Raw genomic sequence first — 15,372 nt, forward strand, 5'->3', positions numbered from 1 at the left:
GAGCATGTCAGCATAATTTTACAACCATCCTCTAGGATAAAATCATGTCGAATATGATGAATAAAGCTCAAGGCTTTGGGCTATCTTTGATCACTAAAATCGCAGGAAGCGAAGTATTAGATCAACTCAAATTAAGAAAATTTGTAGAGAAATCATTATATCAAGGATCAAAAACAGGTTTTAAAGTACTGAATAAGACACAAAAAGCTTTTAAACCGCAAGCAATTGATAAGCAACGCCTCCCGAATCAAGTTAATAAAAATTTGTTTGATCTCAGCCTTACTGAAGAACAGCAAATGACTGTCGATGCAATGTCTCAATTCGCTGAAGAAGTTTTATATGCTTTAGCGCATGACGCTGATCATCAAGCACAATTCCCAGAACAACTTTGGCAACATTTGGTCGACTTAGGTTTGAACTACTATGCTTTACCTGAAGCATTAGGTGGTGTTGCCGCTGAACAAAATATTGTGAGTAATATATTAATCGCAGAAAGTTTAGCTAAAGGTGATTTCAGTTTAACAGCAGGTCTACTCAGCACATTTAGCGTTATTAATGCAATTACACGTTGGGGTTCAACACAAGTTCAATCGATGTATTTGCCTGTATTTGCTGAAGATACTGATGTTACCGCAACATTTGCATTTCAAGAAGCAACTCCTGCATTTAATCCATATCAGTTAAAAACAACTGCAACTGAAGCAAACGGTCAATTCTACATTACAGGTGAAAAAACCTTAGTTATCCTCGGTGACACTGCGGATGTATTCCTTGTAAGTGCTGAGTTTAATGGTCAACCTGATATTTTTGTTGTGCAGTCAAATCAAACTATTGCAATCAAAGCTAATCCAGCAATGGGATTAAAAGCAACTGAAACAGCAACACTTCAATTCAACCAAACTCCTGCTTTGCGTTTAGGCGATGCTGACTTTGATTACACTGCATTTGTCGATCTTGGAAACTTAATGTGGTGTGCCATGGCGATTGGTACAGGAGAAGCAATCAAAGCTTATTGTATTAAATATGCCAATGAACGCACTGCTTTTGGTGAACCTATCTCTCATCGTCAAAGTGTTGCTTTCATGATTGCCGATATGGCCATTGAAATTGATGCTATGCGTATGTTGGTTTTAAATGCGGCAAGCTTGGCTGAAGCAGGTAAACCTTTTCATCGTGAGGCCTATCTTGCTCGCTTACTTTGTGCCGAAAAATCAATGAAAATTGGTACAGATGGCGTACAAATCTTAGGTGGTCATGGTTTTACTAAAGAGCATCCTGTTGAACGTTGGTATCGTGATTTACGCGCGACCGCTATCTTACATTCTGGCTTACATGCGTAATTTTGGAGAAGAAGAATGAACTTACAAAATCCGAAAAAATTTAAAATGTTGGTTGATCAGGCGCATGAAACAGCATTGAATGTATTACGCCCTATTTCACGTAAATATGACAAAGCAGAACATGCATACCCTAAAGAACTCGATATGCTCGCTGCGCTATTAGATGGCATGAATGAAAGTGGCGAAGGTGTCGGTGCAGCCAATGCGAGTAAACGAGGGACAGCTAACCCAGATGCCATTGTGAATGGCGGTAACATGTCTGCGGCACTTGGTATTATTGAAATGTGTTATGGTGATACAGGCTTACTGCTCAGTATGCCACGTCAAGGCTTAGGCAACTCTGCCATTGCAGCAGTTGCGAATGATGAGCAACTTGAACGTTTCAAAGGTACTTGGGCTGCTATGGCAATTACCGAACCAGGATGTGGTTCAGACTCAGCAGCTATTCGTACAACCGCAACCAAAGATGGCGATGATTATATCCTTAATGGTGAAAAGATTTATGTCACTTCTGGTGATCGTGCAGACTCAGTTGTGGTTTGGGCAACACTAGATAAAAAACTTGGTCGTGCTGCTATTAAATCCTTTGTTGTACCTAAAGGTACGCAGGGTATGAAAGTTGAACGCTTAGAGCACAAACTGGGAATCAAAGCTTCTGACACAGCTGCTATAAGTTTTATTGACTGTCGTGTACCAGCAGCTAATTTATTAGGTAATCCAGAAATTGATGTTGCTAAAGGTTTTGCTGGTGTTATGGAAACTTTTGATAACACTCGTCCACTTGTTGCAGCCATGGCAATCGGTTGTGCAAAGGCATCTTTAGAACGTATTAAAGAAATTTTTAAAGATCAGCTTGATCCGGACTACAAAACGCCTTATTTGCAAACTTCGAATTTGGCTGCTCAAATCTATCGTATGGAAGCTGAGTGGGAAGCTGCTCGCCTACTTATGATTAAAGCCACATGGATGGCTGACAATAAAAAGCCTAATTCTAAAGAAGCTTCTATTGCTAAAGCAAAAGCTGGGCGTGTAGGTAATGAAATTACACTCAAATGCGTCGAATTAGCTGCAAGCGTGGGCTATGGTGAAGATGAGTTATTAGAAAAATGGGCACGTGACTCAAAAATTTTGGATATTTTTGAAGGTACACAACAGATTCAACAGCTCATTATTGCTCGTCGTGAATTGGGTAAATCTTCAAGTGAATTGAAATAAATACCCATTTAAACAAAAAATTTAAAAAGGACGTTATTTACGTCCTTTTTATTTTCATATCGCGCGCTATCGCATCGTCACAAACTCTTCTGCTGAAGTAGGATGAATTGCAACAGTATTATCAAAGTCTTTTTTCGTCGCTCCCATTTTTAAAGCAACCGCAAAACCTTGCAGAATCTCATCCATGCCAAAACCGATACCGTGGATACCGACAATTTTTTCATTTTCACCCACACAGACTAGCTTCATTTTGGTCGGCTGACGATGTTGCGTAATGGCGCTATACATCGCAGTAAATGATGAATTATAAACTTTCACAGCTTGCTGACCATATTTCTCAATCGCTTCTTGCTCAGTTATCCCTACTGTTCCAATCGGCGGATGGCTGAAAACAACCGTTGGTATATTATCGTAATCTAAATGCTCATCTGGCTTATGATTGAATAATCGCTCAGACAATTTACGACCCGCTACAACTGCGACAGGTGTAAGCTCCATTTTCCCTGTAATATCTCCTACCGCATAGATACCTTGTTGAGAGGTATTTTGGAACTTATCGACTTTGATGTAACCTCGATCATCGAGCTGTATATTGGCTTTTTCTAAATTCAAGCTCGCCGTATTTGGCTCTCTACCCGTTGCCCAAATCAAGCAATCGACCGTATGACTTTCGCCATTTTCTAAATGTAATATGACAGAGCCATCGGTATTCTTGGTGATTTCTTTAGGAACAGCTTGTGTATGTATAGTAATTCCATCTGTTTGCATCACTTCAACCAAAGTTTCACTCAAGAAAGAATCAAAACGTCGAACAGGTAAATCTTTACGAATAAATAATCCAACTTGTGAACCTAAAGCATTGAGTACCCCTGCCAACTCAACTGCAATATAACCAGAACCAATCACGGCAGTAGTTTTAGGTAAAGCCGTTAGTTCAAAGAAACCATTCGAATCAATGCCATATTCAACACCATCAATATTAGGTAATAATGGCTGTGTCCCTGTTGCAATCAAGATATGGTCTGCTGTGAATTTCTCACCGTTGACTTCGATAGTATTTTTATCAATAAAATGAGCCGCACCATGAATAAGATCAATCTTATTATTACTTAGGCTATTTTGATAAGATAGATGAATTCGTTCTATATAAGCTTGACGATTTTTGACCAGTGTTTGCCAATCGAAAGATTCAACTTTACTGTTAAAGCCATAATCAGGTCCATATTTTTGAATTGATTCAGCAATATGTGCTGCATACCACATGACTTTTTTAGGCACACAGCCGACATTGACACAGGTGCCACCTATTTCAGCTTTCTCAATGAGAGCACATTTTTTTCCATACATTGCAGCACGGTTAACTGATGCAATTCCACCACTACCACCACCAATTGCAATATAATCATAATGTTTTGTCATTACTGCCTCATAGAATCAATTACAAAATTATTTTATAAGTATTAGATATACAGCAACAAAGTTCTGAATCCTTATTTTGTTAAAGTTTTAATACAAGAAAATAAAAAAGCACTGAGGATAAATCATCAGTGCTCTACTTTTGGGAAAGTTTTAAGCTATTCGGCTGCCACAGCTTCTACTGAAGTTTCAACTAAAGATTGATCCACTACACCAAATTTCTTAAACAGTTTTGCACGACGTTTTGGATAGATATTGGCTTTATTCAAATCACCTTTGTAATGATCAAATACACGCTTATCCATCATTTTTGACCATAGTGGTGGAATTAATGCTGGTAATAACATGGTTGCATAACCACTAGGTAATTCTGGTGCTTCATCAAAATTGCGCAGTGCTTGGAATGGACGTGTTGGATAAGCATGATGATCTGAATGACGCTGTAATTGATACAAGAATAAGTTGGTCACAATATTGTTATTGTTCCAGCTATGCTCTGGCATCGTACGTTCATATTTACCATTTTTATCTTTTTGACGTTTTAAACCATAATGTTCAATATAATTAATAATTTCAAACAAGCTAATACCGTAAAAAGCTTGAGTCGCTAAATACGGAATTACACCTTTACCAAATAATCCAATCATTGAACCATGAAAAGCAGCACTCATTCCCCAGCCTTGCAATAATTCATTTTCAGTTGACCAGAATTCTTTACCTTTACGTTTCAAACGATTAGTTTCAATTTCAATAGCAGATTTGAAAGAACCAATTACTGTACGTGGCCAGAACTCATAGAATGTTTCTCCCATTTGTGAAGATGCTGGATCTTCAGGTGTTGCAGCGCGTTTATGGTGTCCATACGGATGTTCTACACGGAAGTGATTATATCCTGTAGGTACAAGAGCAAGATGAGAAAGAATATGATCTATACGATCATGTTTATGGCTAAGTTCATGTGCAGTATTGATTGCGATACCATTGATCGCACCCATTGAAATACCCAATAGGATTTTATCGATAAACGAAGTTTCTTTACGACTACATAAATAACATGCGTAAAAATTAGCTGCATATTGTAATGGAAGAAAGCTTTTTACTAAGCGTGAATAATAGGGATCTTTTTCAAGTAGTTTAATATCTTCATCAGTTGGGTTATTTGCATCTTTTCCAATCAATGTGTCAATTGCTGGAATAACGATATGCAAAACAATTGGTCCACCTAATGCAAAGATTTTTTTTAATGGACGAGGTGCAAATTGATAACCTGCTAAAATACCAATGCCAATTGCAGGTAAAGCTGGGCTAATTGCCCATAAATAACGTTTACGATCCAATTCAGTTTTCGATTTTGGAATGCTTATTGGCGTACGTTCTTGCTCTACATTTACTGGTGCATTCATCATCTTATCCATGTCTTTGTATATATATGTATATTTTGATGAATTATGAGTTTCATGACAGTTGCAAGCGTCCAAAAAACCTATGTGAAAGTCTTTGGCATAATCTTCCATGTTTTTGTCCTAAAAACACATATTGAGTTATTGGGAGAGCTCTCTATAATTTACAATGAATACATAATTTAAAAATCATATGGATGCTTTAAGTAAAATATTTGCTGATATTCATTTAAACCATACGGAATATATCTACTTGAAAACTCAAGGAGAATGGAGTTTTACGTGCCAAGATCAAACAGCACTTATCGTATACATTGTTTTACTTGGTTCTGTTTTCATTCAAATTGATTCACAAAATAGTTTAACTGCTCATGCTGGTGAAATTGTCCTAATTCCTTCTGGAACAGCACATACGGGTGCAGATAACTCCATCACAAAGCTTGTGAATGCAGTCAATATTTCAAAATTGTTTGATGGACATAAAGAGGATGCTATTGAATTCGGTACAGATTCGTCAGAGAAAAATCTTATTTTAACTGTTCGTTGTCAGATTGACACCATCATGGCACGCCCTTTTATTCAAGCATTACCTTCAATCATTCATATTCAACACGGAGAAAATACAGCACCTGAATGGTTACAAATTGGTTTGCACTTTTTAGCATTAGAGACACAAAATATTCAGGCAGGTAGAGATATTATTATTGATCATCTTGTAAATATTTTATTGATCAAATGTATAAGAGATCATATTCAACAGATCTCAAATCAACATGGATGGCTAAGCGCTTTAAATCATCCTGAGCTCAGCAATAGCCTTGCTGCAATTCATAACCATCCTGAAGATGCATGGACAGTTGAAACCCTTGCAGAACAATGCTGTATGTCACGTTCAAAATTTGCAAGTTTATTTCATGAGGTGATCGGAGAATCCCCCTTGGCTTATCTACAACAACATCGTATGCGCTTAGCGAGCCAGTATTTACGTAAAAGTAATTATTCCATTCATCTGATTGCAAACAAAGTGGGCTACTCTTCCGAAACAGCTTTTAGTCAAGCATTTAAACGGACTTTTGAGTTATCACCCAAACAATACCGACAGCAATTTATCGAAGCAGAAAATTAGAAAATAAAAAAAGACACCTAAGTGTCTTTTTTTATTTTTGTAAATTTTAACGGACAATACCGCGTGTAGACTTTTCGAGTGAATCAATAAACAATTGTGCTTCAGGCGTCTTCGTCAGTATGTCGCTACGAATCTGCTCAATGGCTTGCTCAGTGGTTAAACCAGCCTTATAAATCAGCTTGTATGCTTCTCTTAAACCTTGAATCGTATCTCGAGTCCAACCTTTACGTCGCATGCCTTCAATATTCATACCGTAAGCATGTGCAGGATTACCAGACGCCATCACGTAAGCAGGAACGTCCTTAAGAATTAAAGATGCTCCACCAATCATGCTATATGAATCAATACGGCAGAACTGATGAATACCCGCATTACCACCTACAATAACATGATTACCTACATGGACATGACCCGCAACGCCCACATTATTGGCAAAAATATTGTGATCACCAATTACACAATCATGCGCAATATGAGTATTCACCATGAATAAGTTATGACTGCCAATTTTTGTTATTGCATTATCCTGAACCGTACCTCTATGCAAAGTACAATGTTCACGAATAAAGTTATTATCCCCAATTTCTAGCCATGTCTCTTCACCTTGATACTTTAAATCTTGGCAAATTTCACCGACACTCGAAAACTGAAAAATATCATTATTTTTTCCAATTTTCGTAAAACCGCCAATTACCACATGTGAACGTAATTTAGTCCCAGCATCAATCGTTACATTCGGACCAACAATACAATAAGGTCCAATTTGTACATCAGATGCAATTTCTGCAGATGGGTCAATAATTGCGGTTGTGTGAATTAGGTTTTGACTACTCATGTCTGCTCAATTTTTTGGTGGGAAATAATGATCTCTGCTGTTGCAGCGACAATACCGTCGACACTAGCCTTACAATTGTACTTGTAAATGCCACGTTTTTGCATCACTAGTTCTGATTTTAAGACAAGCTGGTCACCAGCAACAACTTGTTTCTTAAATCTTACTTTTTCTGCGCCAGCAAATAAGAACAATGATCCTTCTTTTGGCTTTTGATTGGTCAATACAAAGCCTAATATTCCTGAGACCTGTGCGAGAGCTTCAATAATCAACACACCCGGCATAATCGGGTATGTCGGGAAATGCCCTTGCAAAAACTCTTCATTAATAGAGACATTTTTATAGCCGACAATACTATTCTCAGTTATTTCTGTAACTCTATCAACAAGTAAAAAAGGATAACGATGCGGTAAATATTCACGAATCGTCAGAATATCCATGGGTAATTCAGGCATTGTAAATGCTGGAGATGTAGACTCAGTCATAATAAATTATTTACGTAACTTAAAGGTTGATTCAAGGGACTCTAATTGAGCTTGCATATGATCAAGCCTTTTAGTGATTTGGGTCAATGGCACATCTGCTAATTGTCTAAGGCGTACAACAGTTCTTTTCCAGTGACTATTTTCAAATAGTCCAATTCCCGAAGAAAAGGTTCCCGCTTCAGAAATACTTTTTGTGACCATTGACATTCCAGTAAGCGTCACATTATTCGCAATATTTAAATGCCCTGCAACTGCACTGCCACCACCGATAATACAGTTTTTGCCAATTCGGACACTTCCAGCAATTGCCGTGTTTGCAGCGATGGCTGTATGTTGATCAATTTGAACATTGTGGGCAATTTGCACAAGGTTATCAATAATGACGCCATCTGCTAAAATTGTGTCATCTAATGCGCCACGATCAATACTACAATTTGAGCCAATACGGACATCATTACCGATTCTTACCGAACCGAGTTGAGCAATACGGTGCCATTTTCCTTGATAAGGTGCAAAACCAAAACCTTCTGATCCAATCACAGTATTCGCATGAATACGAACCCGATCTTTTAACTTTGCACCGCCCGTGATCGTGACATGCGCATCAATGAAACAGTCATTACCAATTTCAACTTCATCATCAATAAAAGCATGTGCTTGGATAATTGTATTATGTCCAATAACACAATGTTCACCAATGACAGCATAGTGCCCTATATAAGCATTATCAGCCACAATTGCAGAAGGATGAATTTGAGCAGTACTTTCGATACCTTTTCGAGAAATTTTCTTCTCAAATAAATGTGTAAGAGTTGCAAAAGCGAGATAAGGATTTTCTACAACGATAAAATTTTGCTTCAATGATAATTGTTGTTTTAATGCAGTTGTCACAATATAAACACCTGCTTCGCTTGCTTCAGCTTGTGCTAAATATTTTTCACCATTTACAAAACAAATGTGATGATTTTGTGCCTGTTCCAAACTAGACAAATTAGAAATTTTAAAATCTTTATCACCAAAAAGCTCACCTTTTACAAGATGAGCTATTTCTTCTAAACGATAGCTACGTCTATTCATTGATTATTTCAGTGCGTTAACCTTTTGGATCATTTTATCAGTTAAATCATACTGAGCGTCAGAGGCAATTGTTGAATTTTTATTCAAAATAAGATCTAAATTATTTTCTTTTCTTAATTGCTCAGCTGCTTGCTTCACTTTTCCTTCAAATGCAGTGTTCATTGACTGCAATGAAGACTGTACTTTAGTCTGTAAGCCCTGTTGGGTTGTATTGAACTCATTTAACTTAGCTTGATACAGCGCAGTCATTTTCTGAATATCCGCTTGATTCATCTTAGGACCATCAGTTTGCGCTTTTTGCTGCATAGTTTCTAATTCTTTGCCTAATTGTTCTAATCTCGTCGATGTTGGTTTAACTGATTGACCAAGAGCAGCATTTTGTTGTTTAAGATATGTGCTACTTTCAACTACGCGAGTTAGATCAACAACACCTATACCAGCAGCATTCGTCATAGCAGAAACCGTTAAACCTAAGCCTAACATCAACATCGTTAATTTTTTCATTATTTCGTCCTTTTATATTTTAAGAGTTTAAGGGCCGTACTTAGAAAGTACGACCAATTTCGAATTGAATAGATTTGGTATTATCACCACTCTTATCATTAAGCGGATAAGCATAACTTAATGATAATGGACCAATCATCGTAATCCACGTAAAACCAGCGCCAACGCTATAACGCATATTGCCAAAATCGAACTTGTAGTTATCATTACAATATTGTTTGATATCAACAGTACTAGCACCTACTAATATATTACCCTTTGGTACATTACATTGCGTATCAAATACCTGAGCACCCTCGGCAAAAAGTACAGGTCGAACTTGACGTGTCCAATCTCCTTTGAATGGTAAAGGTAATGCTAACTCTGTTCCAAATTGAACCAAGGCATTCCCACCAACTTCTTCTGGGCTCGGGTCATTTTTACCAGTTGCTTGGAAGATAACACTTGGGTATTTAGGTCCCAGTGAGCTATTGTCATAACCACGAACAGATCCATAACCACCCGCATAGAAGTTTTTATAGAATGGTAGGTCATTACCATAACCTAACTTACCATAGCCTCTAAGTACAAATCCCATCGGCAATGATTTGAATGCCTGAGCATCATAAGTCATTTTTTGGTAGTCAACGTCACTACCTGGAAGCCCTACCTCTAGACCCACACGATGAGACATACCTGAAGTTGGGAAAAGTGGTCTGTTCAAGGTGTTATAAGACCAACCTAAATTCAAAGTATAAGTTAGGAAACTACCTTCGAAAGCACTATTATAAGTAATCTCGCCACCCGGTTTACATTTACCTGTATAGTTACCATCTAAATCTTTATCTAATTGGTCTTCAGGACAATAAGTGTTCTGTGCTGTTGCTTTACCACCATTTGCCAATAAATAATCACGAATATAAGTAGAAACACTTGGACCAGTTCTTACTTTAGTTTGATCAATACCTAAAGATGCACTCACACTTTGGTTTTCATCAATCGGATAGCCGAAACTTAAACTACCACCAACGCTATCAGTAACATAGTTATTAACGTTATAGTTCTCACTTAACTTCGTTTTTCGATAATAAACGTTGTAACCACGACTAACACCATCAATAGTAAAATATGGGTCCGTCACACTTAAGTTATAATAGTCTTGTGTTTCGGAACGGGATAAATCAATCGCAACACGGTTCCCAGTACCCATAAAGTTGGTTTGACTTAAACCTGCTTGGAAAGTAATACCACCATTCTGAGAATAACCTACTGCTAATGTCGTTGTGCCAGAATGTTGCTCTTCAACATCTACATTTAAATCAACTTGGTCTGGAGAATTAGGTACGCGAACAGGTTTTACATCAACAGTTTTAAAGAAACCTGTGCGTTCTAAACGTACTTTCGACAAATCAATTTTTTCATTACTTGCTAAAGCACCTTCCATTTGGCGCATTTCACGACGTAATACCTCATCCGCTGTTTTACTATTTCCAGTAAAGTTAATACGACGAACAGTGACTTGCTGACCAGGATTAATATAATAATTTAGATTTACAATGCCTGTTTGATTATTAATTTCAGGTACAACATTCACTTCTGCATAGTAATAACCTGCATTACCATATTTGCGAAGTAGCAACTGCTTAACAGCATTTACTTTTTCTTGTGAATAAGTTTCACCATCTTTATATAGTTTGAGTGCTTTTAATTCTTCAGGTTTATAGAGTGCATCGCCTAAGAATTTGGTTTCACCAAACTTAAACTGACCGCCTTCATCAACTGAGACCTCAATGAAAATGTGTTTTTTATCTTCACTGATGTTGAGTTGTGAATTGATAATATTAAAGTTGATATAACCTTTATTCAGATATAAAGCACGTAATGCTTCTAAGCTTGCTGCCATTTTTTCACGTGCATAGCGATCATTACGTGTAACAATCGAAGCCCAACCGCTTTCTTTAACTGCAAAAGCCTGCTTAATGTCACTATCACTAAATACAGTATTACCAATGATATTAATATCAAAAACTTTTGCAGCCGTACCTTCATTAAAATTAAGCTTGAGCTCAACACGGTTATTTGGACGAGCAATGGTATCAACCGTTACATCAGCATCATAACGACCTTGTTGAGTATATTGCTGCTCAAGTTCAGTCTCAATGATCTGCAATGCCGACTTCTTAAAGACTTCGCCCTCTGAAATCCCCATTTTCTTTAAGCCTTGCTCTAAGGCTTCTTTAGGAATCAGCTTATTACCTTTAAACTCCAATTTAGAAATAATTGGACGCTCAACAACTTTAAAAACCAATACGTTTTTTTCTTTATAGGCTTTAATGTCATCAAATAGACCTGAAGCATATAAAGTACGGATCGCCTCAGCAATCACAGGATCACTTACTCTATCGCCACTATTTATTGGTAACATAGAATAGATACTTGCAGGTGTTAAACGCACGAGGCCATCAATTCGTATATCTTGTGCAAGAAACTCATCTGCTGCGTATGCTTGTTGTACCACTGCCATCGCACTAACCAGTGCCAAAGGCATTAATAAATGTGTGTGACGCATGCCCATATATTTTCCAGTAAGTTAAATTCCGTTTGCGTTTTTTTATAAACGCATGAAGTCGTTAAATAAAGCCAAAAGCATCATGCTACCGAGCAGTACCATACCAACTTTTAGACCAAACATTTGTATTTGTTCGGAAACAGGTTTACCACGAATTGCTTCGATAAAGTAATAAACTAAGTGACCACCATCAAGCATTGGAATTGGTAATAAATTTAGGATACCCAGACTTACACTCATCAACGCCATAAAAGAAATAAAGGTTTGCCACCCCATTTCAGCACTCTGTCCTGCAACTTTTGCAATCGTAATAGGACCTGATAAGTTATCCAATCCAATTAGTCCACGTACCATTTTAGTAATCGAACTAAAAATCATACCTGACAATTGTGTTGTTTTTTCAACAGCGACACCTAATGCTTCAACAGGTGAATACTGAATGGTTTGTTTGTATTCATTGGGAATCGTGATTTTACCCGCATCACTTTTCACTCCAAGAACACCACTCATATTACCCATATTGTCACGTTGACCTTGCGGCATCACCTGTAAATGTACAAGTTGACCTTGACGTATTACATCAATATTCAAAAGTTTTTCAGGTGAATTTTGCACAACATTCACAACATCAAACCAATCTTTCATTGCAACACTATCAATTGCGACGATGCGATCACCCACTTTCATACCTTGGCGTATTGCAGCACCATCTGGGCTCAATTCCTTTACAGTCGCTGATATAAATGGACGATAAGGTAAGAAACCTAATACATCTAATGGAGATTGGCTTTGATCTTTTAAAAAGTCTTTAATTGGCAAATTGTATTGTTTTTCAGTTCCCGCACGATCAACAACAATCGAAACTTGACCAGTCTCTCCAACGCGATTAACCAAAGCGTAATTCAGTTTTTCCCATGTTGCAGTTGTTTGACCATCCACCATCACCACTTTATCGCCAACATGTAAATCGACTTGGGCAGCAGGTGTATTTGGCATGATTTTGCCAATACGGGTATTGAGCTGTTCTTGGGCTGGTAAAAACAAAATCCAAAACAATAAAACTGCAAAAATAAGATTAATCAACGGTCCAGCAGCAACAATTGCGATACGCTTCCAAGGAGATTGTCGGTTGAATGCATAAGGTAAATCTTGCTCAGCAACATTACCTTCACGTTCATCCAGCATTTTAACGTAACCACCAAGCGGCAATGCTGAAAGCTGGTATTGTATACCTGATTTTTTCGATTGCCATTTAAGCAAAGTCGGTCCAAAGCCAATAGAATAAACTAAAACCTTAACGCCTAATTTACGCGCGACCCAATAATGGCCAAACTCATGAATCGCAATCAGAGGGCCTAATAATAAAATCGCTGCAACAATCATAAATAGTGCGCTCATACGATTTAACCCCCTATACCTACGATGTACTTCTCTGCGATACCTCTTGCGATCATATCAGTCTGCAAGATGATGTCTATGCTTTCTGCTTTAGCATTTTGTACAACTTGTAAAGTATGCTCGACCACTTGCGTAATGTCAGTAAATCGAATTTGCTCTTTTAAAAATCCAGCAACCGCAATTTCATTGGCAGCATTCAAAATTGTAGGTGCTAATCCACCCGCACGCATGGCTTGACGAGCTAAATTTAAAGCTGGGAATTTAATATTATCAGGTGCCTGAAAATTTAATTGAGCTGTTTCGAACAGATTTAAAGCAGGAACATCCGTCATTAAACGTTGCGGCCATGCTAATGCGTGCGCAATTGGCGTACACATGTCTGGGTTACCCATTTGTGCCAAAGTTGATCCATCCACATATTGCACCATGGAATGAATAATACTTTGTGGATGAACAACAACTGTAACAAAATGTTCTGATATTGAAAACAAATGACACGCTTCGATCAATTCCAAACCTTTATTCATCAAAGTCGCTGAATCTACCGAAATTTTTTGCCCCATAGACCAATTTGGATGCTTACAAGCCTGTTGAGGCGTTACATCATGTAATTGTTCTAAAGAATGATTAAGAAATGGACCACCAGAAGCTGTCAATAAAACCTGAGACACGCCAAGTTGTGGCTCACCTGTTCTCTCAATCTGTAAATAATTGTGTGGTAATGACTGAAAGATCGCATTATGCTCTGAATCGACAGGAAGCAATAAAGCATTATGATCACGTGCTGCCTGCATCATGATGTCACCTGACATCACCAAGGCTTCCTTGTTTGCAAGTAACACACGTTTGCCTGCTTTGACTGCGGCAAGTGTTGGTAATAAGCCAGCAGCACCGACGATTGCAGCCATAACAATATCAACTGCATCATGTTCAGCAATGGCTATCAAACCCGCTTCATCTGTTAAAATTTCAATATTTTTTAGATTTTCTTGATTTAAACGTTGTTCTAGTTCTAATGCTTTTATTTTCGGAACAACCACTATTTTAGGGCTGTATTTTTTACATATTTCTACCAGTTCATCTAAACGACTATATGCAGAAACCGCATAAACAGAGTATTGGTCTGGGTGTCGTGCCAATACTTTTAAGGTACTTTGCCCAATTGAACCCGTAACACCCAATATACAAACAGCTTGTGTCATTTATAGATCTACACCAATAAGTTTTACTAATACATACATACCAGTTGCAAAAATAGGCGCGGCAGCAAGAAGTGAATCAATTCGATCTAGTACTCCACCATGCCCTGGAAGTACACGCCCTGAGTCTTTAATGCCTGCACGACGTTTGATCATCGACTCAAATAAGTCACCTAATACAGATGCAAAAACAGTAATAATGGAAAGAATTAAGAACAAAATAAGCTGGATTGTCGTTAAATTTAAATAGAAGTATTGTATAACCAACATAATCACAACTGTTGTTGCAATACCACCATACAATCCTTCAACTGATTTATTCGGGCTTACTGTAGGAGCAAGTTTTCTTTTACCAAATTTACGACCAACAAAATATGCGCCACTATCTGCCCCCCAAACTAACAAGAACAAATACATCAGCCACCAAGGTGAGCTATGCCAAACCGCATAAAGCGCAGTCACTGCTGCAGAAATTAGAATAAAACCAATAACATACAATGATACATTGTACCAACTATCTGATTCTGGAAAGCTTTTAACCCAGTAAATACTCCCTAGCCACGTAAGAATAGATGCTGCCCATAACAACAATGCAACATCATTAAAAAATAAAGCGAGTATTGAAACCGATGCTACACATATACCATATATCCAAGCCTTAGGTTTTGAAACAATAGCTTCTTTATGAGGCATAAGCTTAAACCACTCATAGCCTGCAACCCCAGCTGCTAAAATCATAAGCACAAACATTGGATAATGTGATTGCGTCGCAAACATGCAACTTAAAACAACAGCAACTAACACCAATGCGGTAATAATCCGCTCTAACATT

At 37.8% G+C, this 15,372-nt stretch carries 13 protein-coding genes; 3 read left to right on the top strand and 10 right to left on the bottom strand.

Annotated features, from left to right (window positions below; translation table 11 throughout):
* The first annotated feature begins 53 nt into the window (after positions 1-53).
* Together O1449_RS07880 and O1449_RS07885 are read left to right on the top strand one after the other, a co-directional pair.
* Positions 54-1,340 (top strand): acyl-CoA dehydrogenase family protein, encoded by a 1,287-nt coding sequence (locus O1449_RS07880; protein WP_269239682.1) that lies wholly within the window; start codon positions 54-56, stop codon positions 1,338-1,340.
* A gap of 15 nt (positions 1,341-1,355) precedes the next feature.
* Complete coding sequence (locus O1449_RS07885) at positions 1,356-2,555, top strand: acyl-CoA dehydrogenase family protein (protein WP_269230328.1); 1,200 nt, start codon at positions 1,356-1,358, stop codon at positions 2,553-2,555.
* Between the two features lie 66 nt (positions 2,556-2,621).
* Here the strand turns inward: O1449_RS07885 and gorA are convergent, their stop codons facing one another.
* Both gorA and O1449_RS07895 read right to left on the bottom strand, forming a co-directional pair.
* The gene (gene gorA / locus O1449_RS07890) at positions 2,622-3,974 is read right to left on the bottom strand and encodes a glutathione-disulfide reductase (RefSeq protein ID WP_269237971.1); all 1,353 of its coding nucleotides are present in this window, start codon (positions 3,972-3,974) and stop codon (positions 2,622-2,624) included.
* 155 nt (positions 3,975-4,129) lie between these two features.
* Positions 4,130-5,374, bottom strand: coding sequence for an alkane 1-monooxygenase (locus O1449_RS07895; protein WP_269239683.1), 1,245 nt, complete (start codon positions 5,372-5,374; stop codon positions 4,130-4,132).
* 190 nt (positions 5,375-5,564) lie between these two features.
* On the opposite strand from O1449_RS07895, the gene O1449_RS07900 reads away from it, so the two are divergent.
* Positions 5,565-6,497, top strand: a complete 933-nt coding sequence (locus O1449_RS07900; RefSeq protein ID WP_331276174.1) for an AraC family transcriptional regulator — start codon at positions 5,565-5,567, stop codon at positions 6,495-6,497.
* A gap of 46 nt (positions 6,498-6,543) precedes the next feature.
* Here the strand turns inward: O1449_RS07900 and lpxA are convergent, their stop codons facing one another.
* From lpxA to O1449_RS07940, 8 genes are read right to left on the bottom strand one after another with little or no spacing between them, the layout of a single operon-like run.
* Positions 6,544-7,332 carry an acyl-ACP--UDP-N-acetylglucosamine O-acyltransferase gene (lpxA, locus tag O1449_RS07905; protein ID WP_269230324.1) on the bottom strand — a complete coding sequence of 263 codons (789 nt, stop codon included), beginning with the start codon at positions 7,330-7,332 and terminating at the stop codon, positions 6,544-6,546.
* A complete protein-coding gene (fabZ, locus tag O1449_RS07910) occupies positions 7,329-7,814 on the bottom strand; it encodes a 3-hydroxyacyl-ACP dehydratase FabZ (RefSeq protein WP_046739599.1) in 486 nt (161 codons plus the stop codon). The genes lpxA and fabZ overlap by 4 nt, the downstream gene beginning before the upstream one ends.
* Positions 7,815-7,820: 6 nt before the next feature.
* Positions 7,821-8,891 carry a UDP-3-O-(3-hydroxymyristoyl)glucosamine N-acyltransferase gene (lpxD, locus tag O1449_RS07915; protein WP_269237973.1) on the bottom strand — a complete coding sequence of 357 codons (1,071 nt, stop codon included), beginning with the start codon at positions 8,889-8,891 and terminating at the stop codon, positions 7,821-7,823.
* Positions 8,892-8,894: 3 nt separating this feature from the next.
* Positions 8,895-9,395: an OmpH family outer membrane protein gene (locus tag O1449_RS07920; protein WP_269230322.1), complete on the bottom strand. Its 501-nt coding sequence runs from the start codon at positions 9,393-9,395 to the stop codon at positions 8,895-8,897.
* Between the two features lie 40 nt (positions 9,396-9,435).
* Complete coding sequence (gene bamA / locus O1449_RS07925) at positions 9,436-11,949, bottom strand: outer membrane protein assembly factor BamA (protein WP_269237974.1); 2,514 nt, start codon at positions 11,947-11,949, stop codon at positions 9,436-9,438.
* A 36-nt stretch (positions 11,950-11,985) separates the two neighbouring features.
* Complete coding sequence (gene rseP / locus O1449_RS07930) at positions 11,986-13,341, bottom strand: RIP metalloprotease RseP (RefSeq protein ID WP_269230320.1); 1,356 nt, start codon at positions 13,339-13,341, stop codon at positions 11,986-11,988.
* 5 nt (positions 13,342-13,346) lie between these two features.
* Positions 13,347-14,543, bottom strand: a complete 1,197-nt coding sequence (ispC, locus tag O1449_RS07935) for a 1-deoxy-D-xylulose-5-phosphate reductoisomerase (protein ID WP_269230319.1) — start codon at positions 14,541-14,543, stop codon at positions 13,347-13,349.
* Complete coding sequence (locus O1449_RS07940) at positions 14,544-15,371, bottom strand: phosphatidate cytidylyltransferase (protein ID WP_269237975.1); 828 nt, start codon at positions 15,369-15,371, stop codon at positions 14,544-14,546.
* Position 15,372: the final 1 nt, after the last annotated feature.

The sequence above is a fragment of the Acinetobacter sp. TR3 genome, from assembly GCF_027105055.1.
In the GTDB taxonomy this organism is placed as follows: domain Bacteria; phylum Pseudomonadota; class Gammaproteobacteria; order Pseudomonadales; family Moraxellaceae; genus Acinetobacter.